The sequence below is a fragment of the Serratia sp. 2723 genome, assembly GCF_050434425.1.
Taxonomy (GTDB): domain Bacteria; phylum Pseudomonadota; class Gammaproteobacteria; order Enterobacterales; family Enterobacteriaceae; genus Chania.
The window spans coordinates 16,145-38,262 of record NZ_JBNDIN010000018.1 but is presented as its reverse complement, the minus strand read 5'-3'; the positions used below and the strand labels follow the sequence as shown (position 1 = coordinate 38,262).

General features: G+C 53.4%; 16 protein-coding genes and 2 pseudogenes. 9 read left to right on the top strand and 9 right to left on the bottom strand.

Features of this window, described 5'->3' with window-relative positions; genetic code table 11:
- Nucleotides 1-46 precede the first annotated feature (46 nt).
- Nucleotides 47-1,027: an MDR family oxidoreductase gene (locus ABIE29_RS21230; RefSeq protein ID WP_429621047.1), complete on the bottom strand. Its 981-nt coding sequence runs from the start codon at nt 1,025-1,027 to the stop codon at nt 47-49.
- Between the two features lie 294 nt (nt 1,028-1,321).
- Between ABIE29_RS21230 and csrD the strand changes: the two genes are divergently transcribed.
- The 9 genes from csrD (at nt 1,322) to tldD (ending at nt 14,803) form a co-directional block, all read left to right on the top strand.
- A complete protein-coding gene (csrD, locus tag ABIE29_RS21225; protein ID WP_429621045.1) occupies nt 1,322-3,253 on the top strand; it encodes an RNase E specificity factor CsrD in 1,932 nt (643 codons plus the stop codon).
- 321 nt (nt 3,254-3,574) lie between these two features.
- The gene (gene mreB, locus ABIE29_RS21220) at nt 3,575-4,618 is read left to right on the top strand and encodes a rod shape-determining protein MreB (protein ID WP_021180765.1); all 1,044 of its coding nucleotides are present in this window, start codon (nt 3,575-3,577) and stop codon (nt 4,616-4,618) included.
- A 96-nt stretch (nt 4,619-4,714) separates the two neighbouring features.
- The gene (mreC, locus tag ABIE29_RS21215) at nt 4,715-5,704 is read left to right on the top strand and encodes a rod shape-determining protein MreC (RefSeq protein ID WP_429621043.1); all 990 of its coding nucleotides are present in this window, start codon (nt 4,715-4,717) and stop codon (nt 5,702-5,704) included.
- Nucleotides 5,701-6,189, top strand: coding sequence for a rod shape-determining protein MreD (gene mreD, locus ABIE29_RS21210; RefSeq protein WP_024483772.1), 489 nt, complete (start codon nt 5,701-5,703; stop codon nt 6,187-6,189). The genes mreC and mreD overlap by 4 nt, the downstream gene beginning before the upstream one ends.
- Nucleotides 6,190-6,199: 10 nt before the next feature.
- Nucleotides 6,200-6,784, top strand: coding sequence for a Maf family protein (locus ABIE29_RS21205; RefSeq protein WP_024483771.1), 585 nt, complete (start codon nt 6,200-6,202; stop codon nt 6,782-6,784).
- An 85-nt stretch (nt 6,785-6,869) separates the two neighbouring features.
- Nucleotides 6,870-8,339, top strand: coding sequence for a ribonuclease G (gene rng, locus ABIE29_RS21200; RefSeq protein WP_021180761.1), 1,470 nt, complete (start codon nt 6,870-6,872; stop codon nt 8,337-8,339).
- Between the two features lie 344 nt (nt 8,340-8,683).
- Nucleotides 8,684-12,496 carry an AsmA2 domain-containing protein YhdP gene (yhdP, locus tag ABIE29_RS21195; RefSeq protein WP_429621040.1) on the top strand — a complete coding sequence of 1,271 codons (3,813 nt, stop codon included), beginning with the start codon at nt 8,684-8,686 and terminating at the stop codon, nt 12,494-12,496.
- Nucleotides 12,493-13,350, top strand: coding sequence for a deaminated glutathione amidase (nit1, locus tag ABIE29_RS21190; protein ID WP_429621038.1), 858 nt, complete (start codon nt 12,493-12,495; stop codon nt 13,348-13,350). Before yhdP ends, nit1 begins: the two co-directional genes overlap by 4 nt.
- Nucleotides 13,351-13,357: 7 nt before the next feature.
- Nucleotides 13,358-14,803, top strand: a complete 1,446-nt coding sequence (tldD, locus tag ABIE29_RS21185; RefSeq protein WP_429621036.1) for a metalloprotease TldD — start codon at nt 13,358-13,360, stop codon at nt 14,801-14,803.
- A gap of 142 nt (nt 14,804-14,945) precedes the next feature.
- Here the strand turns inward: tldD and ABIE29_RS21180 are convergent, their stop codons facing one another.
- The 8 genes and pseudogenes from ABIE29_RS21180 to ABIE29_RS21145 form a co-directional block, all read right to left on the bottom strand.
- Complete coding sequence (locus ABIE29_RS21180) at nt 14,946-17,072, bottom strand: peptidase domain-containing ABC transporter (RefSeq protein WP_429621034.1); 2,127 nt, start codon at nt 17,070-17,072, stop codon at nt 14,946-14,948.
- Nucleotides 17,065-18,357, bottom strand: coding sequence for an HlyD family secretion protein (locus ABIE29_RS21175; protein WP_429621032.1), 1,293 nt, complete (start codon nt 18,355-18,357; stop codon nt 17,065-17,067). Before ABIE29_RS21175 ends, ABIE29_RS21180 begins: the two co-directional genes overlap by 8 nt.
- Before the next feature lie 180 nt (nt 18,358-18,537).
- Nucleotides 18,538-18,738, bottom strand: a complete 201-nt coding sequence (locus ABIE29_RS21170; RefSeq protein ID WP_429621030.1) for a hypothetical protein — start codon at nt 18,736-18,738, stop codon at nt 18,538-18,540.
- Between the two features lie 25 nt (nt 18,739-18,763).
- Nucleotides 18,764-18,952 carry a hypothetical protein gene (locus ABIE29_RS21165; protein ID WP_429621028.1) on the bottom strand — a complete coding sequence of 63 codons (189 nt, stop codon included), beginning with the start codon at nt 18,950-18,952 and terminating at the stop codon, nt 18,764-18,766.
- A gap of 79 nt (nt 18,953-19,031) precedes the next feature.
- Nucleotides 19,032-19,280 (bottom strand): hypothetical protein, encoded by a 249-nt coding sequence (locus tag ABIE29_RS21160; protein ID WP_429621026.1) that lies wholly within the window; start codon nt 19,278-19,280, stop codon nt 19,032-19,034.
- A 360-nt stretch (nt 19,281-19,640) separates the two neighbouring features.
- A pseudogene (gene rihB / locus ABIE29_RS21155) lies at nt 19,641-19,793 on the bottom strand (ribonucleoside hydrolase); the annotation flags it as partial.
- A 33-nt stretch (nt 19,794-19,826) separates the two neighbouring features.
- Nucleotides 19,827-20,031 (bottom strand): annotated as a pseudogene (locus ABIE29_RS21150) (zinc ribbon domain-containing protein); the annotation flags it as partial.
- 738 nt (nt 20,032-20,769) lie between these two features.
- The gene (locus ABIE29_RS21145; RefSeq protein ID WP_429621023.1) at nt 20,770-22,113 is read right to left on the bottom strand and encodes an APC family permease; all 1,344 of its coding nucleotides are present in this window, start codon (nt 22,111-22,113) and stop codon (nt 20,770-20,772) included.
- Nucleotides 22,114-22,118: the final 5 nt, after the last annotated feature.

Sequence of the window (22,118 nt, the reverse complement as noted above, 5' to 3'; positions counted from 1 at the left end):
ATTTGTTGTGGGGGATAAGCAGGCGCCGCAGGCGACGCCCCACAGATTATGAACGGATTTTTACCAGGGTGCGGCCAGTGATCTGATTGTCCATCAGCGCAGTGGCCGCGGCGGGCACGTCTTCCAGCTGAATTTCCTGCGTGGCTTGTTCATAGAAGCTTTCCGGTAAAATACCGGCCAGACGTTCCCAGGCGGTTTGGCGACGATGCAGCGGCGTCAACACTGAATCAACGCCTTGCAGACGCACGTTACGCAAAATAAACGGCATCACGGTAGTCGGCAACTGGTAGCCTCCCGCCAGGCCGCAGGCGGCAACGGTGCCGTTGTAATTCATCTGCGCCAGCACGCGAGCCAGCAATTTGTCGCCGACGGTGTCGATGGCGCCGGCCCACAGCTGTTTCTCCAGCGGACGCGGCGTTTCAATATACTCGCTACGGGGCAGGACGGTTTTGGCACCGAGGGATTTCAGATAGTCGGTATTGCTGTCGCGCCCGCTGATGGCGGTGACGCTATAGCCTAATGCGGACAGTAGGGCGACCGCCGTGCTACCCACGCCGCCGCTGGCTCCGGTGACCAGTATGTCGCCGTCCTCCGGTTTCACTCCGCCTTCTTCCAGTGCCATCACGCACAGCATGGCGGTAAAACCGGCGGTACCGAGGATCATCGCTTTGCGTTCACACAGCCCTTTTGGCAGCGGTACCAGCCATTCTCCACTAACGCGGGCCTGTTCGCCCAACCCGCCCCAGTGATTTTCGCCAACGCCCCAGCCGGTGAGCACTACGCTCTGGCCTGGTTTAAACCGCGGGTCTTTGCTGCTGTGCACCTGGCCGGCAAAATCGATACCAGGCACCATTGGAAAGTGACGAATGATTTTCCCCGTGCCGGTGATCGCCAGGGCATCCTTATAGTTGAGGCTGGACCAGTTGACATCGACCGTCACATCCCCTTCTGGCAACCGTTCGCTATCAATATTCTTGACTTTTGCCAGGGTTTTTTCGCCAACTTGTTCCAACAATAATACACGCATGTCATTGTTCCTCATTTTTCATATATTATATGAATGTATGATTCAGTATTGTCTGACTATATGCATAATAAAAAAGCCTGTCCTGATAAAGGACAAAAAAATAGTGCTTAATGGTTTTCTTCGTCGGCCAGGCTTGATAGCTTTGTAAAGCTAACCTGATGCTTGGCAAAGAAATTGAATTTGCTTCATGATTTTTAATATCAGGGTATTGCGTTGTTTTCAATCGAGCAGGAACGGGGCCTTGGCACATCAAAAGGTGACTCTTCATTTTATCATCGCGCAGAAGGCACAGGGATGAGATTTACAACCAAACTCTCTGCTTTAATCACCCTGCTCGTCGCATTGGCTATGTTCTTGATGCTGATGGGGTGTTCATACAGTTTCTTTTACGTGACTCAGGAGCGCCTCGAGCGCCGTTTTGAAGCCCTGGCCACCTCCATCGATCAGGCAATGCTGCTCCAACCTCTGCAGACTCAGGATAACTGGCTGCCCTTGGTGATGCGGCCGCTAGGCATCGTGGCGATTCATGTCGATACCGAAACCAGCAATCTTTTCTCCTACAGCCTGCCGACCATCAAAGCCCCCTGGGCATCGCTGACTGGCTATCGCCAAACCTCGTTAACCATGATGCATCACCCGGGCACCCGGGTAAATGTCACCTACCTCGATCCGTTCGCCAGCGATGTGCGTTCATTGCAGTCCACGGCAGCGGTAACGCTGTCGATCGTCATCATGGTGGTGATCCTGCTGTTCAGCTTACGCTGGCTGCGCGAACAGGCGGTAGGTGAAGATCGTCTGGAGCGCCGGGCGCGGCGCATTCTCAACGGCGAGCGTGAACAGGTGCTGAAGGGCGACGTTCGTGAATGGCCTGCCAGCGTCAGCGGTGCGTTGGATTGCCTGCTGGCCGATCTGGCCGAAGCGCGTGAGGAGCGCAGCCGGGTCGATACCTTGATCCGTGCTTTTGCCGCTCAGGATGCCAAAACCGGCCTTAATAACCGCCTGTTCTTTGATAACCAGCTCACTACTCAGTTGGAGGATGTCGGATCACATGGCATCGTCATGATGGTGCGTCTGCCGGATTTCGATACCCTACGTGAAATTCACGGCAACGCGGCGGTGCAGGAGCTGATGTATTCGTTGGTCAACCTGCTGTCCACCTTTGTCATGCGTTACCCTGCCGCCTTACTGGCTCGTTATTTCCACAGTGATTTTACCGTTCTGTTGCCACACCGTACGCTGAAAGAAGCGGACGGCATCGCGGCGCAACTGGTCAACGCGATCGACTCCTTGCCCTCAACGGCGCTGATTGACCGTGAGGCGTTCCTGCATATCGGTATTGTTGCCTACCGGAGCGGGCAGACCACGGAAGAAATCATCGATTACGCCGAACAGGCGACCCGCCATGCCGTGCTGCAAGGCGAAAACGGCTGGTACGTTTATGATAGCGATGTGCCAGAGAAAGGGCGCGGCAGCGTTAAATGGCGCACGCTGCTCGAACAGGTGCTGGCGCGTGGCGGCCCTCGTTTATATCAAAAACCGGCGGTGACGGTGGAAGGCGATGTGCATCACCGCGAAATCATGAGCCGGATTTATGATGGCGCACAGGAACTGTTGCCTGCCGAGTATATGCCGCTGGTCAATCAGCTTGGGTTGGCGGAAAGCTATGACCGCCAGCAGATGAATCGGATTATTCCTTTATTGGCACTGTGGCCGGAAGAGACGCTGGCATTTCCACTATGCGTTGATTCATTATTGCAGCGCAGTTTTCAACGTTGGCTGCGCGATACCCTGTTACAGTGTGAAAAAAGTCACCGCAGGCGAATTCTGATTGAACTTGCAGAGGCAGATGTGTGTCAACATATCGACCGTTTGCGTCCGGTGCTGCGATTGCTGACCGGATTGGGCTGTCGTCTGGCGGTTTCTCAGGCCGGGTTGACGGTGGTTAGTACCTCTTATATCAAGTCGTTACCGGTGGAGATCGTCAAGCTTCACCCAGGGTTGGTGCGGAGTATTGATCGGCGGGATGAGAATCAGTTGTTTGTTCAGAGCCTGACCGGTGCCTGTGAAGGCACTCAAGCGAAGGTTTTTGCCGCCAGCGTGCGTACGCGCAACGAATGGCAGACGCTGAAAGAGCGCGGGATCCTCGGTGGGCAGGGGGACTTTTTCGCCTCGCCAGAGCCGATTGACATAGCTCGCAAAAAATATTCGCGTCGATATCGTGTTTAACCTGATGACCGGGCAAAAATTAACGTAGAATGGCCCGTCTTTTCCTGTGGGCGTCAGTAGGTGCTTACCACCGGTGACAATCAGGAAAAATGTTAGATTTTATGAGCTGTGTTACGCCGTTTGGTACGTTGACTTGGTGGCTAGCTGAGCCTTTGTTGAGGGATATCAGGCCCCATTCGCTTTCCGTGCATTCGGTCACAAATAACGCAGACTATTTTTCACCGAAGTAGGACGTTTTTGCGCCTTGTCGCTGCTTCGTGTGGTTGGTAAAGTAGGCGGATTTTATTTTCCGCCCCCAGCTTGCAGGATTATCCTTTCGTTATGTTTAAGAAATTTCGTGGCATGTTTTCTAATGACTTGTCCATCGACTTGGGTACCGCCAATACCCTGATTTATGTTAAAGGACAAGGCATTGTACTGAATGAACCGTCGGTGGTTGCCATTCGCCAGGATCGTGCTGGCTCGCCCAAGAGCGTTGCGGCCGTAGGTCATGACGCCAAGCAGATGCTGGGGCGTACGCCTGGCAATATAGCGGCTATTCGCCCAATGAAAGACGGCGTCATTGCCGACTTCTTTGTCACCGAAAAAATGCTACAGCATTTCATCAAGCAGGTTCACAGTAACAGCTTTATGCGCCCAAGCCCGCGCGTACTGGTTTGCGTACCTGTTGGTGCCACCCAGGTTGAACGCCGTGCGATCCGTGAGTCCGCTCAGGGTGCAGGCGCGCGTGAAGTCTTCCTGATTGAAGAACCTATGGCTGCGGCTATCGGTGCGGGTCTGCCAGTATCGGAAGCTACCGGCTCCATGGTGGTTGATATCGGTGGTGGTACCACTGAAGTGGCGGTGATCTCGCTTAACGGCGTGGTGTACTCCTCTTCCGTGCGTATCGGCGGTGACCGTTTTGACGAAGCCATCATTAATTACGTGCGCCGTAACTACGGTTCACTGATCGGTGAAGCTACCGCAGAACGTATCAAGCACGGTATCGGTTCGGCCTATCCGGATGACGAAGTGCGTGAAATTGAAGTGCGTGGCCGAAACCTGGCCGAAGGCGTGCCGCGTGGGTTCACCATGAACTCCAACGAAATTCTCGAAGCTTTGCAGGAACCACTGACCGGTATCGTCAGCGCGGTCATGGTTGCGCTGGAACAGTGCCCGCCGGAACTGGCTTCCGACATCTCCGAACGCGGTATGGTGCTGACCGGTGGTGGCGCATTGCTGCGTAACCTGGATCGCCTGCTGATGGAAGAGACCGGTATCCCGGTGGTGGTGGCAGAAGATCCTCTCACCTGCGTGGCTCGCGGTGGTGGCAAGGCGTTGGAAATGATCGACATGCATGGCGGCGATTTGTTCAGCGAAGAATAGTGAGCAGCCCCAGAACGGAGGGAGCGTAGCGGATGACGGCATTAACCTGGCATCTGGTGCGTTCCCCTTTCTGTTGTCGAGGAACGTGCATAATTTATGAAGCCGATTTTTAGCAGGGGGCCTTCCCTGCAACTACGACTTTTCCTGGCAGTGATCGTGGCGATTGCGCTGATCGTTGCCGACAGCCGGCTCGGTACGTTCGTTAAAATACGAAACTACATGGATACCGCCGTCAGCCCTTTTTACTTCTTGGCTAATGGGCCGCGTAAAGTTTTGGACAGCGTATCGGAAACGCTGGCTACCCGCCAACAGCTAGAGCTGGAAAACCGTGCTCTGCGGCAGGAACTGTTACTCAAAAACAGCGATAATCTTCTTCTTGGCCAATTCAAACAGGAAAATGCCCGTTTGCGTGAGCTGCTAGGCTCGCCGTTGCGCCAGGACGAACACAAAATGGTCACGCAGGTGATCTCCACCGGTTCAGACCCCTATAGCGATCAGGTAGTGATTGATAAAGGGTCGGACAACGGGGTGTATGAAGGCCAGCCGGTTATCAGTGATAAAGGCGTGGTCGGGCAGGTGGTGGCGGTGGCTAAAATGACCAGCCGCGTCCTGCTGATCTGTGATGCTTCCCATGCGCTGCCGATCCAGGTATTGCGCAATGATATCCGGGTAATTGCCGCAGGCAGCGGCTGCACGGATGACCTGCAACTGGAACATCTGCCGGGCAATACCGATATCCGCGTCGGGGATGTGCTGGTCACCTCCGGGTTGGGGGGGCGCTTCCCGGAAGGGTATCCGGTAGCTGTGGTGTCCTCGGTAAAAGTGGATAACCAACGCGCCTATACCGTGATCCAGGCGCGGCCAACAGCGGGTCTGCAACGTCTGCGCTATCTGTTGTTACTGTGGGGCGCCGATCGCAACGGCACCATGCCGCTGCCGCCGGAGGAAGTTCATCGTGTCGCCAATGAACGCCTGATGCAGATGATGCCGCAGGTATTGCCACCGGCCGATGCCATGGGCCCACCGGCTCCGCTGCCAGCTCCCGCTACCGGTACCGTTCAGCCACCGGCGGGGGCAACCCGATGAATCGCTATCGCAGCAACGGGCGCTGGATTATCTGGTTGTCATTCCTGGTGGCACTCGTGCTGCAAATCATGCCGTGGCCGGAGCAAATCTACATGTTCCGGCCATCCTGGCTGCTGCTGATCCTGACTTACTGGGTGATGGCGTTACCCCATCGGGTTAACGTCGGTACCGGGTTTATCCTGGGGTTGATCATGGATCTGATCCTGGGTTCCACGCTCGGCGTACGTGCGCTGGCCATGGGTATCATTGCCTATCTCGTCGCGTTCAAATTCCAATTATTCCGCAATATGGCACTGTGGCAGCAAGCGCTGATCGTCGTGCTGCTATCATTGGCTATGGACGTGGTGGTGTTCTGGGCGGAGTTTTTAGTGATCAACGTCTCTTTCCGCCCCGAGGTGTTCTGGAGTAGTGTGGTCAACGGCGTGCTTTGGCCGTGGTTATTCCTGCTGATGCGCAAAATCCGCCGTCAGTTTGCCGTACAATGAGGTTATAACGATGTTTTCGCTCTACCTTGCTTCCGGTTCTCCCCGTCGTCATGAACTGCTGACTCTGCTCGGCGTACCGTTCGAAGTCATTCTGACGCATACTGAAGAGCAGCGGCAGGAAGGGGAAGCGGCGGAAAATTACGTTCGCCGTCTGGCGCAGGATAAGGCCAGGGCGGGTGTATCCCTGGCGCAACAGGATTGGCCCGTGTTGGGCGCAGATACTATCGTGGTGTTGAACGGCCAGGTGTTGGAAAAACCCCGGGATGAAGAGCATGCGGCGCAGATGCTGGCAGCCTTGTCCGGGAAACAGCATCAGGTAATGACCGCCGTGGCGATCGCCGATAAACAGGGCGTTTTATGCCAGTTGGTGGTCACCGACGTGACGTTCCGTAATCTGTCACCACAGGATATCTGCGACTATATCGCCACGGGCGAACCGATGGATAAAGCGGGCGCTTACGGAATTCAAGGCAAGGGTGGTTGTTTCGTCAGAACGATAACCGGAAGTTATCACGCGGTGATGGGGTTGCCGCTGGTCGAAACACATGAGCTGCTCAGTCATTTTGTCGCATTACGAGAGGTAAGAACCGGTTGATGCCACTACTGGATTTCCCGTCGCCGCCATAGCATGAGCGCAGGAAAGATAAGGGGCAGCGCTACACCGGCTCTGAGGAGAAAGCATGACAGCTGAGCTACTGGTAAATATCACGCCGTCGGAAACGCGGGTTGCCTATATTGACGGCGGCATTCTGCAAGAGATCCATATTGAGCGCGAAGCCAAGCGAGGCATTGTGGGCAATATCTACAAAGGGCGTGTCAGCCGCGTGTTACCCGGCATGCAGGCGGCCTTTGTCGATATTGGCCTGGATAAGGCGGCCTTCCTGCACGCCTCCGATATCATGCCGCACACCGAGTGTGTTGCCGGTGATGAACAAAAGAATTTCTCCGTGCGTGATATCGCCGAACTGGTGCGTCAGGGGCAGGATCTGATGGTCCAGGTGGTGAAAGATCCGCTTGGCACCAAGGGGGCACGCCTCACTACCGATATCACTCTACCTTCGCGCTACCTGGTCTTTATGCCGGGCGCTGCGCACGTGGGGGTTTCCCAACGTATTGAGAGCGAAGCCGAACGCGAGCGTCTTAAGCGCGCCGTGGCGGGATATTGCGACGATCTGGGTGGCTTTATCATCCGCACCGCGGCGGAAGGGATCGGCGAAGAAGAACTGGCGCAGGATGCCGCCTTCCTCAAGCGCTTGTGGACCAAGGTCATGGAGCGCAAAAAGCGTAACCAGACCAAGTACAAGCTGTATGGCGAACTGGCGTTGGCGCACCGTATCCTGCGTGACTTTGCCGGGGCGGCGCTGGATCGTATCCGCGTCGATTCACGTCTGACGCATGACCAACTGGTGGAATTTACCGGCGAGTACATCCCGGATATCACCAATAAGCTGGAGCTGTATACCGGTAGCCAGCCGATCTTCGATCTGTACGACGTCGAGAACGAGATCCAGCGTGCGCTGGAGCGCAAGGTTGAATTGAAGTCCGGCGGTTACCTGATCATCGATCAAACCGAAGCCATGACCACCGTGGATATCAATACCGGGGCCTTTGTCGGCCACCGCAATCTTGATGAAACCATCTTCAATACCAACATCGAAGCGACGCAGGCCATTGCCCGCCAGCTGCGGCTGCGCAATCTGGGGGGCATCATCATCATTGATTTCATCGATATGAACAATGATGAACATCGCCGCCGGGTATTGCACTCGTTGGAGCTGGCGCTGAGTAAAGATCGGGTAAAAACCACGATCAACGGTTTCTCTCAGCTAGGATTAGTGGAGATGACGCGTAAACGCACGCGTGAAAGTATTGAGCATGTGCTGTGTAACGACTGCCCGACCTGCCAAGGGCGCGGAACGGTGAAAACGGTGGAAACCGTCTGCTATGAGATTATGCGTGAGATCGTGCGCGTGCATCATGCTTACGATTCCGATCGTTTTCTGGTCTATGCATCTGCGGCCGTGGGTGAAGCGCTGAAAAGTGAAGAGTCACACGCGCTGGCGGAAGTGGAAATCTTCGTTGGCAAACAGGTCAAGGTGCAGATCGAACCTTTATACAGCCAGGAACAGTTTGACGTGGTGATGATGTAATACCCCTCACCCCAACCCTCTCCCATAGGGAGAGGGAGCTGTCAGTTGGTGGTAAAGAAGTCATCTCAGCAACCGCGATCGTCCCCTTATCCAAGGTGGATCAGTCGGTGCTCATCAAGGATCACAACCCTCTCCCATAGGGAGCGGGAGCTGTCAGTCCCTGATCTTTGGAGGTAAAGAAGTCATCTCAGCAACCGTGACAGTCCCCTCATCCAAGGTGAATCAGCCGGTGCTCATGAAGGATCACAATACTTTCAGCCCAACTCGATCGGTCCCCTCTCCTTTTGGGAGAGGGTTAGGGTGAGGGGAACAAGGTTATATTTTTGATCATTAAGGAGAAATGCGTGAGGCGACTGCCCGGGATCCTGTTAGCCACAGGCGCCAGTTTGATTGTTGTTGTGGCGTTGCTGATCAGCGGGTTGCGTCTGGTGCTGCCTGAGCTTAACCACTATCGTCCGCTATTGCTGGAGAAGGTGCAGGCGATCGCTGGGGTGCCCGTCGAGGCCGACTTTGTCCAGGGTAGTTGGGAAACCTTTGGCCCAACGCTGGAAGCCCGCAACATCCGTTTGGCCCTGCCAACAAGCAAGATCCAGATCGAGCGCGTCACGCTGGCGCTGGACGTGTGGCAATCCCTGCTGCATTGGCGCTGGCAGTTCCGCGATCTCACCTTTTATCAACTGCAGCTCGATCTTGATGCGACGCTCGGGGGGGAAGGCAGCAATGGCAATGGCCTTACTCCGAACGGGGTCAGCGATCTGTTCCTGTATCAATTGGATCACTTTGATCTGCGCAACAGCCGTCTCTCGTTCCTGACCCCATCCGGTTCCCGTGCTGAATTCCACATCCCGCAAATGACCTGGCTCAACAGCTATAACCGCCATCGCGCGGAAGGTCAGATCAGCCTGAGCAGCCTGAATGGCCAGCACGGTGCGGCACAGTTACGCCTGGATCTGCGGGATGAGCAGGGGTTACTCAATACCGGCACCATCTATATGCAGGCCGATGATATTGACATGAAGCCCTGGTTCAGCCGTTGGCTGCAAACCAATACCGGCCTGGAAAGCGCCGATTTCAGCCTGGCCGCCTGGCTCAATATCAAAAATGGCGAAATCTACAGCGGTAATGCCTTACTTAATAAAGGCACCGCCAACTGGTCGGTGGGCGGCGACCAACACTGGCTGGATGTTGATAATCTGGCGCTGGCTCTGAGCCGTCAGGGGAACGGCTGGCAGGTGCATGTGCCTGCCCTTAACCTGAAAACCGATGGCCAAGCCTGGGCACCAGGCACCCTTACTGCGCTGTGGTTGCCGGAAAATACCCAATTTATCGGGCCAAACCAGAATGAGGAACTCCGTATCCGTGCCACCGGCATCCAGCTGGAACGGCTGGAAGCGTTGCTGCCTACCTTCTCGTTCCTCAGCCCGGAAGTGTTGGAGCACTGGCAAGACTTACAACCTCGCGGCATGCTCAGGGCGCTGGCGCTGGATATCCCACTACAACAGCCGGAAAAAACCCGTTTTCAGGCGTGGTGGCAGGATCTGAGCTGGCAACACTGGAAACTGTTGCCGGGCGTCGATCACTTTTCCGGCGCGTTAACCGGGGGGGTGGAAAACGGCCGTCTGACGCTGGGGCTGAACAACAGCACGCTGCCTTATGGTGATATGTTCCGGGCACCGTTGGAGATCGGCCGTGCGAGCGGAGCATTGACCTGGCAAAACAACGCTCAAGGCTGGCAATTGGCAAGTCAAAGTCTGGATGTACAGGCCAAATCCCTGTGGATTAACGGTGATTTCCGCTATCGGCAACCGGCCGACGGCGAGCCTTGGCTGGATATTCTGGCTGGCATCCGTTTGTATGATGCCGCCGATGCCTGGCGTTATTTCCCTGAACCGCTGATGGGTAAACATTTGGTGGATTATCTCTGCGGGGCGATCCAGGGTGGGCAGGTTGATAATGCTTCCCTGATTTATGCGGGTGATCCGCAGCACTTCCCGTATGAGAAGAACGAAGGGCAGTTTCAGGTGTTTGTCCCACTACGCCACGCTACCTTCCAGTTTCAGCCTGAGTGGCCAGCGCTGAACGATCTGGCGATCGACCTCGACTTTGCCAACAATGGCCTGTGGATGAACGCGCCGCAAACCAAACTGGGCAATGCGACGGGCAGAAATATTAGCGCCGTTATTCCGGACTATCGCAAAGAACGCCTGTTGATTGATGCCGACGTTGCGGGCACCGGGCAAGATATCCATGACTATTTCATGCAGACCCCGCTGGATGATTCGGTCGGTGCTGCGTTAGATGAGCTGCAGGTGGGCGGTGGGGTTAGTGGGCGCTTACACTTGGATATCCCTTTGAACGGCGAGCTGGTTAATGCCAGCGGTGAGGTTACGCTGAACAATAACTCGCTGTTGGTCAAGCCGCTGGAGAGCCAGCTAGAGAGAGTGAGCGGTAAGTTTCGCTTCAACAATGGCAACCTGCAGAGCGATACCCTGACGGCCAACTGGTTTGGGCAGCCGCTGGCGGTCAACTTCGATACGTTGGAAGGCAAACAGGATTATAAGGTTAACGTTGGGCTGAAAGGTGATTGGCAACTGGCCAAGGTTGAAGGTCTGCCGCCAGAGTTTGCCAAAAAGCTGGCAGGCAGCGCCGCCTGGCAGGGTAAAGTGGCGATCAACCTGCCGCATAAAGGCGAGCCGAACTATGAGATTGGTGTGAATGCCGATCTGAAAAAAGTAAGCAGTTACTTACCTTCTCCCCTAAATAAAGCCGCAGGGGAAGCGTTACCGGTTAGCGTAAAAGTGAACGGCGGCCTGCAAGGATTTATGCTCAATGGCAGTGCGGGTAAGCAAAACCACTTCAACAGCGAATGGCTGCTGGCCAAACAGCAGGTGACGCTGGCACGTGCCGCCTGGCAAACCGGCGGTTCCTCTACGCCACCGTTACCCAAAGATAAATCCCTGGTGCTCAACCTGCCTGCGCTGGATGGCGAGCAATGGCTGGGGCTATTGGCACCAGCGATGAAGCAAAGCAGTGGCGCAGGCAAGGTGGGCAGCTTTGTATTCCCAACCAGCGTAACGCTCGAAACCCCACAGCTGACGCTGGGCGGACAGGCGTGGCATAACCTTCAACTGGCGGTCGTGCAGCAGTTGGCAGGGACGATGGTCACCGCCAAGGGTAAAGAGATTGATGGCAGCCTGTCGATGCCGGATAACGGCGTGTGGCGTGCTGATCTCGCTTATCTTTACTACAATCCGCAGTTTGCCAGCGGCGACGGCAGTGCTGGCGGTACCAACCCGCTGGACTCGGCGGAACGGATCTCGTTCCAGGGTTGGCCTTCACTGATGTTGCGCTGTAAATCCTGTTGGATGATGGGGCAGAACCTTGGCACGGTGGAGGCCGATGTTAAACACGATGGTGACTCGCTAGTGTTAAGCCATGGCCTGGTGGACACCGGCTATGGCCGTATGAGCGCCACCGGCCTGTGGAAACAGAACGCTCAGGAAGAGCGCAGTGCGTTAAAGGGCAAACTGCTGGGCAGCAAAATCGATCATACCGCCAGTTTCTTTGGCGTGATCATTCCATTAAAAGACGCACCTTACGATATCGATTTTGATCTGCACTGGCATGGGCAGCCATGGAAACCGCAGATCAACACGCTCAATGGCACCATGAAGGTCGATCTGGGCAAAGGCGAGATCGACAACGTCGGCGGTGGCCGGGCTGGGCAGCTGTTACGCCTGGTCAGCTTTGATGCCCTGCTGCGCAAATTACAGTTCGATTTCCGTGATACCTTCGGGAATGGATTTTACTTTGACTCCATACGCGGCACTATCTGGGCGAAAGATGGCATAATGCATACAGATAACTTTTTGGTGGATGGTCTGGCGGCGGACATCGCCATGAGCGGCCAGATCGACCTGGTGAAGGGCCAGATTGATATGCAGGCCGTGATAGCGCCAGAGATCTCGGCTACGGTGGGGGTGGCGACCGCGTTTGTGATCAACCCGATTGTGGGCGCGGCGGTGTTTGCGGCCTCCAAGGCACTGGCGCCGCTGTGGAACAAGATCTCGCTGATCCGCTACAACATTACCGGCAGCCTGGACCACCCAAGTATTCATGAGGTGTTGCGTAAGCCAAAAGAGGATAAGTCGCCATGAAAAATGCTAACGTTGCGTTATTACAGCTGTGTAGCGGTGAGCAGGTACGGGACAACCTGGCCCAGATTGAGCAGCAGATCAAACAGCTCAATTCCGGGATAAAACTGGTGATGACTCCAGAGAACGCTTTGCTGTTTGCCAACTCGGCTGCCTACCGTGAACATGCGGAAACGGAGGGGCACGGGCCGTTACAGCAGGCGGTGCGCGATATGGCTCGCCGATATGGGGTGTGGTTGCTGGTTGGCTCTATGCCACTGATCAGCCGCGAAGATCCGACACGCATCACCACCAGCAGCCTGCTGTTTGACGATCAGGGTGAAATCCGTGGCCGTTATGACAAACTGCACATGTTCGACGTGGATATCAATGATATCCATGCCCATTATCGCGAGTCGGATACCTATCAGCATGGCCAGCAATTGACGGTGGTTGATACGCCGGTGGGCCGCCTGGGCATGACGATATGCTACGACCTGCGCTTCCCTGGCCTGTATCAGGCGCTGCGTGCGCAAGGTGCGGAACTGATCTCGGTGCCCGCCGCATTTACCCGCGTGACCGGTGAGGCACACTGGGAGATTTTGCTGCGTGCCCGCGCTATCGAGAACCAGTGTGTGATCCTGGCTCCCGCACAGGTTGGCCGTCACGGGGCCACCCGCCGCACCTGGGGCCATTCCATGGTGGTAGACAGCTGGGGCAATGTGCTGGCAGAAAACCCCGATGCGGTCTCCGCGCTGAAAGTGCGCGTGGATACCGGCAAGTTGCACACCATCCGCAAACAGATGCCGGTGATGCAGCACAACCGATTCCAGCCGACGCTGATTGCGCCGGTTGAAAACTCCTCCAATAAAGAGTGAAAAAATTATGAGCCTGTCGTTTGTCAGTGAGCAGTTACTCGCTGTGAATAAGCTGAGTCATCAAGACTTGTTCTCCGTATTGGGTCAACTGGCAGAACGCCGCCTCGATTACGCTGACCTCTATTTTCAGTCCAGCTACCACGAAGCCTGGGTGATTGAGGACGGCATCATCAAAGATGGTTCGTACAATATCGATCAGGGCGTTGGCGTGCGAGCGGTCAGCGGTGAAAAGACCGGTTTTGCCTATGCGGACCAAATCACCCTGAACGCCCTGAACCAAAGTGCTCAGGCCGCTCGCAGCATTGTACGTGACAGCGGCAATGGCAAAGTCCATACGCTGGGCGAGATCGGCTATCAGGCGCTGTATCCTTTGCTCGATCCACTGCAAAGTCTGCCGCGGGAAGAGAAGATTGCGCTGTTGCACCGGGTCGACAAGGTAGCGCGTGCTACAGACAAGCGTGTGCAGGAAGTGACGGCCAGCATCACTGGCGTGTATGAGCAGATACTGGTTGCGGCAACGGATGGCACTCTGGCGGCGGACGTTCGCCCGCTGGTGCGTTTCTCCGTCAGCGTGCTGGTGGAACAAGACGGCAAGCGTGAGCGCGGAGCCAGCGGTGGCGGTGGCCGTTTTGGCTATGACTACTTCCTGGAGGTGGTGGACGGCGAAGTGCGTGCTGATGCTTTTGCCAAAGAAGCGGTGCGTATGGCGCTGGTTAACCTCTCTGCCGTGGCTGCCCCTGCGGGCACCATGCCTGTGGTACTGGGCGCGGGTTGGCCGGGCGTGTTGCTGCATGAGGCTGTCGGTCACGGGCTGGAAGGTGACTTCAACCGCCGTGGCACCTCGGTATTCAGTGGCCAGATGGGCCAACTGGTGGCTTCTGAACTGTGCACCGTGGTGGACGATGGCACCTTACAAGGCCGCCGTGGTTCGCTGGCGATCGATGACGAAGGCGTGCCGGGTCAATACAACGTGCTGATTGAGAACGGCATCCTGAAAGGCTATATGCAGGATAAGCTCAACGCACGGCTGATGGGCGTTGCGCCTACCGGCAATGGCCGCCGCGAGTCTTATGCTCACCTGCCGATGCCGCGCATGACCAACACCTACATGCTGGCGGGCAAATCGACGCCGGAAGAGATTATCGCCAGCGTGGAATATGGCCTGTACGCGCCGAACTTTGGCGGTGGCCAGGTTGATATCACCTCCGGGAAGTTTGTCTTCTCCACCTCTGAAGCCTATCTGATCGAAAATGGCCGCGTCACCAAACCGGTGAAGGGGGCTACACTGATCGGTTCCGGTATTGAGGCGATGCAGCAGATTTCGATGGTGGGTAACGATCTGGCGCTGGATAAGGGCGTGGGCGTGTGTGGTAAAGAAGGGCAGAGCCTGCCAGTGGGGGTTGGCCAACCTACGCTGAAGCTGGATTCACTTACCGTGGGTGGTACGGCGTAATTAAAGATCGGCCCTGGTCCACAGCGGTCAGGGCATAAAGACAAAGATCCCGACCAACTGGCCGGGATCTTTGTCTTTATGCCCTGAAAGCGCTATCTTCTCGCCGCCGAAAGCCAGCAACACTGGCCTCTTTGCCGTGCGATCAGCCCGTGACCTCCGGCTCCTCTGCGCCTCCCAGACGGATCACTTTCTCTGCCGAAGCAATCGTTGAAGGCCGATGTGCCACGATGATACGGGTGATCTTCAATTGTGATATCGACTGGTTGACGATGGCTTCGTTATCCAGATCCAAATGGCTGGTGGCCTCATCCATAAAAATCACGTTGGGTTTTCTGTAGAGTGCTCTGGCAATCAACAGCCGTTGTTTCTGCCCACCGGAAAGCCCGGTCCCCAACTCACCCAACAAAGTCTCATAACCCATTGGCAGGCGTGCAATTTCATCATGAATATTGCAATGTTTGGCACAGGTTTCAACGAGTTCATAATCGGGTGCCAAGTCGAAGCCGCAAATGTTGTCGGCGATCGAGCCAGAGAATAGCTTGTCATCCTGTAACACGCAGGAAACGCAATCTCGGTAGTTATCCAGCCCGACTTTCTTGATATCCATCCCTTCGATCAGTACGGTGCCACTGGTCGGCGGGAGCAGGCCCGCCATCACTTTCAGCAAGGTGGTTTTGCCTACGCCGGAAGGCCCAATGATGGCAATGCTTTGCCCTGCTTCAACGCTAAAACTGAGATTGTCGAAGATCGGAGGTGTCACACTGTCGTATTGATAGCTGAGTTCCTTGATTTCAAACCGTACGGGTTCGTTAGGCGCAAAGATTTTTCGGGTAGGCACTTCCTCTTCCGGCTCGGTAAAGGCGATATCCGAGATCCTTTCATTGTGCAATGACAGCACTCGCAGCTGCATAAACAAATCGACCAGGTCGGCAGCCCGCTGTGAGAATTGCCCACGGTAGGCATTGAAGGCGATAAACATCCCCAGCGACATGCTGTTATCGACCACCATTAATGCACCTAGCCAGAGAATGGCGATCTGATCCAGGGAGGTAATAAAGGTATTGATACCTCCGATCAGCATGTTAAAGCGGGTCAGCCTGATGTTGGTGTTGGCGGCATCCACGTTCAGGTTGAGCCAAAAACCCGCGCGTCGCTTATATAGTCCCAGCGCCTTGATCGCGGCGATACCATACAGTGTCTCCATAAAATGCGAGTTGGCTTTCGCATCTTTGACGATCTTCTCTTCCGACATACGGCGATAAAAGCCGTAGGTCGTCATGCGCAGAATGATATAGCACGCGGTAAAGCCGAGCACCACCCAGGACAACCAGCCGCCATAGAACGCCATCATGGTGATCAAGCCGACAGCCATGATGCTGTCTATCAACCCACCAATGATGTTGTTGGTAAAGGTATTGCGGATCACCTCCAGAGAGGAGAAGCGCGACTGAATATCGCCTAAATGCCGTTTCTCGAAGAACGACAGCGGTAGCCTCATCAAGTGATCAAAAAAAGAAGACTTCCATTGCAGGTCAATCATGCTGCCCGTTACCAGCGATATCCAGCCGCGGATCATACTGACAAAGGCGTGGAAGATCAGGAAGAACAGTAGGCCGATACAGATGATTGAAAGCAGATTGGTATCTTTGGCCTGAATAACGTGGTCGGTAACCAGCTGCGTACCCACGGGGATCAGCAGGTTGATCGCCTCAACCACCACCGACAGGAAGAAGATCTTGACCAGGGTGCCTTTTAAGCCGGTCACGCTTCTGACCAGATCCCACAGCTTGACCTTGCTCTTTAACTTGGCCTTCTTGAACTCGCTGTTTGGCCACAGCTCTAATGCTACACCGGTAAAGTGATTCGAGAGCTCTCTAATGCCGATAATACGTTTCCCACTGGCGGGATCGTGGATCACTACGGACGATCGTCTTACCGCCACCAGAACCACAAAGTGGCTCATGTCCCAGTGCAAGATGCAGGGCAACTTGAGTTCTTTGACTTCGTGTAGATCCAGCGCCAGGGCACGGGTTTGCATATTGACCATGGTTGCCGCCTGCACCAGCGTGTTCAGGTTTGCCCCCTGGCTGGAGACGCTGAATTTGCTGCGCAGATTGAAGATATCAATATTCAGGCCGTAGTAGCCACAAATCATCGCCAGGCTGGCCAGACTGCATTCTGACGTTTCCGTCTGCAATATCTGCGGTACCCGGCGGAATAGGCCAAAGTTCAATTTCCGGGTAATATGCTCGAATACATGCTCACTCATCTATCTTCCCCGATATGCTGTTTTTAATGCCATAGAATGGAACAAACATCCATTGATATAGGGGACGACTTTCCAGGAAGACAATGACGTGGGCCTTTAATCCACTCGATAAACTCATCTGCTTGCCTTTATCGCTGAATTCCGTCTCTTTCATGGCTATCAAGACCTTGTAATAATTATCCATCACTATACCATTAGTGTTCGCGGCAGGGATGTTGTAGTCGGATATTTCCTGATTGGTGACCGGGATGCTCGAGATCGAAACTACCCGACCAGGGAATTGGCCAAACTTCTCTGAAGGGAAGGCGTCATAGCGAATATTTACGCCGTCTCCTTTCTTGATGTAAGGCAGACTGTTGTTCGGCAGCCAGATCACCAGAAAATATTTGACGTCTTCAGTTGGCCGTATTTTCGCCAGACTGCCGCCTGCGCTCACCATTTGCCCGTCGGTGACGCTCAATGACTCCACAATACCGGTGATCTGCGCACTGATAATGTTGGTATCTTCCGCATCGGACTCGACGATTTTTCTTTTTAGCTCACTCAGCTGATACTCATATTCTGAGATTTGATTATCGAAGCCGGCGGATTGCGTGAGGATCTCGCTTCTCAGCTTTGATATTTCCAACCCTTCTTGAATACTTTGGCTGTTTAACGCTTGGAAACCACTTTGTTGTTGATAGAACAAGTAACGTTGGTTGTTCAGTTGGTCCTTGGTAATTAGCCCTTTGTCACGGTATTTCTCGTAACTCGCCATCCCGCTACGCATGTGTTCAACCCCTTCACGGGCGCTGGCAACCAGTTTTTTGGTATCTTCATGCGAAAGCATGTACTGGTCTAATTGCCCCTTCAGGTTAAGCAGGGTGACTTCTTTTGAATTTTTCAGCTTCGAAACAATGGATTCAATACTGGCGATCTGCTCTTCCAGTGCGGTTTTTCTTGTCGCACTGAGATCCCCTGAACGTGTCAGCCGCGACGTGCTGATTTCATATAAGGGATCCCCTTGCTTGACGCGATCGCCGATCTGCACATAGCTTTTTTTTACATAGCCTTGTGTTGGCGTATAAATATTGATCGAATGCGGGTAGGTAATGACTTCACCACTGACATCGACTCTTCTGGTGTATTCAAAATGATAGGCAAGAAAACACAGTACAATAACAAAAAGGCTGGATAAGACAGCGATCATCCAAGCAGGGGCTCCTTTCTTTAGCAGGACTTTCCCTTTCCATTTTTGTTGCTGATTTTCAATGACTTCCCGACGGAAAATTTCTTTTCTTTCCATAGCATACTTATGATAACGCTTAGAGGTAGCCCCGAAATGCCAACCGGATATTCACCCAACAGCCAATTTTTCGAAGAAGAAAAGAGCAAACCCAAACGGATTTGCTCTGAAAGCCAATGATGACACTAGAGGGCTATTTATATTGGTTTTCAATATAAATTGATGGTCATCTATAATGGCTTACTTGGTATTGTAACGACCTTCCCAGAAACCTTTAACCGCATTAAAAACAAAATCGGTGAAGACTTTGCCGGTTTCAACGAAAATGCTACCAAGACCTTTTAACGCGCCTTCAGCACCTGTGGTTAAATTACCCATCAGGTCACTCCAAAAACCTGCGCCAGAGACTTCTTGCATTTCAACTTTAGACAGTTCTCTCATGATTTATCCTTAATCAATAATAGGCTTATTCAGCGCAATAATCCATTTTTACAGGCTTGCTTGAAGTGGTGGTATTGCCCCACTTGTCTTCACAGGCAACGGAAATATTGCAGATGTCCTCACCTTCAGCATTCTTCATCTTGTGATACACTTGCACACAGCCCATAGCGCCACCAACAACGGCCATGGCTTTTTGGTCATTAACTTTTTTCACTGTAATATCCTTATTGACTTACAAAGCTTACTAAGAATAAGTATCACTAGGCTCAAGTTATTGAGCGAATAGAATGATATTAATTGCTGTTGCTGTTGCTGTTGCTGTTGTTGTTGCGGCCGAAGAGCTTGCCGATGCCTTCCAGGAAGCCCAGGCCGATACCCACTGTGGCACCAAGAGCATTGCCAAGACCGCTAGTCCAAGCGCTTACCGCACTGGCAAGAGAGTGAATGGCTGAATTGGCTAGTGAGCCAACAGCATTAGCGATATTGCTCAACAGACCTGCGCCAGAAACTTCTGCCATTTCAGTTTTAGATAATTCTCTCATGAATGTAGTCTCTCTATTTATAAGGTTAGATGATGTTGTAATACACAACGTATACAAATGAAACAGCAATAATTGATGCTTCAAATGTCTTGGTGAAGATATTAAAAATCCGGAATGATAATACCTTCAACAATTTCGGAGTATACACTCGTGTTTATGGCGAAATAAACCTATACACGGTGTCAACGATCCATTTAAGGAAAAATCTTATTTATTTCGCGGCTTTCTTTGGTTGTTATCTGATTGCTTCCGACAGAAAATTCTTTCGGATTAATGCTGTCATTTACCGCGTGTATATTCCGTGAAGAGCTTTGCCATATTATCACTGAAAATTGCTCGATATCTGAGGGGGCTGTAACGTCACACGTCGATTTCACCAATCCTTTCTAACGTGTCTACCACCAGGTTCCGGAAGACCATTTGAGCTAGTTTAACAGCAGCTTGAGTATGGCAATCTGCCGGGGCAGGGAAGCGGAAATCGGCGAGCGTCATGCCCAATGTCAGATTACCGGTCCCCGCTGCAAACGGCGAGGCTCCCACTTCTCTGGCCGCAACCGTCTCTGTGACGGATTTACGCTGGCCTCCATGGGCAGAAACGACGAGTCCCGCCGCCTACAATTCCATGCCCGTTGACCGCTGCGTTGATGTCGCGATCATGTTCAACTCCGCACTTTGGGCATTGCCATATCCGCTTGTGTAGCGGCATATCCCGCATTTTGTGACCACAGCAATAACAGCTTTTCGACCTGGCGAGGATTGTTCACCTTGCCGCTGTCTGATTTGATGGCGTAAATGATAACTGGACTGCTTTCCATGTTTTCGTTTTGTCGCTCTTAACATCATCAGTGCTCATTAATATAGTGTATTTGTTTTAACAGGTTAGATGGATATATTAATTGGGTAATCAGCATCTGTTAGGCCAGTAATTTGGTTGAAGGAACGCATACACATATTTTTTATGGATCATAAAAAATCTCTAATCTCATTTTTATCTTAATCTGAATAAGGTTGTCAAATGGGGCGTTGAGTTGTGATGGGGGAATTAAGTTATGGTGATGAATTTAGATTGTAACCATCAGGCATCGTTAAATATATCGAACTTTGGGCTATGATCGGGGCTGGATTCGGGATTCTCTGATGGAATACTTGTGTCTGCTGGCAAAGTAAAATTTTAAAATAATCTTCGGGTCTAAAATTCTTGATGATGTTTATCCGAAGCTTGTATGTGAAAGTGCAGAGTAAGATAAATACCCGGTTAGAGTATTACGTGTCTTATATAGGATGAGATTATTTAATATATACATTTTTTTGTTCAGTACATCAGGTTTGAATTAAATTCTCATCTGACTATCACGTCTTTAGATAATACAAATGCCTTCTGATATGAGGGGCAGGTCAATTTGTTAATGTCATCAAAGGATTGGTTCAATCAACCCCCACCCTAATCCACATTGAGATGGGGGGTGAGGGGCGTCACTAGCCTATAGGCTTAGTCCTCCAGCTTCAGCACCGGCTCTCTCTTCAGCACCACGCGCAGCACAAAGTAATACACGATACCCACTGCCAGCCAGCTAAGGCCAAGGATCTTGGCTTCGATATCCATCTCGTACAGCACAAAGGCGATGATCGACAGGCCGACCAGTGGGAACAGCAGGTGTTTTACCCAGGCCTTGGATTTCTGGCGGATGATGTAGTGGTTAATCACCGACAGATGCAGGATCAAAAAGCCCATCAGCGCCCCGAAATTGACCAGCCGGCTTAGGTTGTCGATGCTGCCGTTGAAGTACAGACCGGAACCGAGGGAGATCACCGCGACCAGCAGGGTACTGACGTAAGGCGTTTTAAAGCGTGGATGCACCTTGGCCAGGATCTTCGGCAGTTGTCGGTCACGCCCCATGGCGAACAGAATGCGAGAGATGGCTGCCTGCGCGACTAACGCATTGGCAATCCCCCAGGAGAGCGCTGTCGCCCAGATGGTGGCCTGTTTTAACCAGGAGCCGCCCGCCAGGTTGGCGGTATCATAGAACGCGGTATCCAGGTTGGTGAAGTTTTGGCCCATGGCCAAATCGGCGGCGATCCAGGTTTGCAGAATAAACAGCGACCCTACCAACAACAGCGCATACAGCGAGGCTTTCCCCACGGCATCGGCCCCGCCTTTGCTCTCTTCGGACAGCGTTGAAATACCGTCAAAACCCAGGAATGACAGCACCGCGATCGACACCGCACCCATCACCAGCGGCAGGCTGAATTGCTCGGCGTTGTAGAGCGGGTTCAGCGTCAGGCCACCGGCACCTTCGCCGGAATAGAGCGCCGTCAGGCCCATCACCACAAAGAGGGTCAGGATCACGATCTCCGCCACCAGGATGTAGCGGTTGGCCTTGGCGGTGAACTGGATCCCCACCAGGTTGATCGCGCTGTTGATCACGATAAAGGTCACGATCCACACCCAAGCGGGTACTTCTGGCAGGATCGGTCCGAGCGCCGCCGCGCTGACGATATACAGCAACGAAGGTACCAGGATGTAATCGAGCAGGATCAACCAGCCGGCAAAAAAGCCGACGGTTTCATGGATGCCGCGCTGGGCGTATGCATAGACCGAGCCGGAAACCGGGAAAGCGCGGGACATCGACCAGTAACTCATGGCGGTGAAGAACATCGCTACCATGCCGATCAGATAGGCCAGCGCCACCATGCCCTGTGAGCCTTCCCAGACGTAGCCAAACACGCCAAACGGCGCAATCGGCACCATAAAGATCATGCCGTAAATCACCAGATCTTTCAGGGTGAGGGTGCGGTGCAGTTCCTGTTTATAACCAAATTGTTCTACAGACATGGCGC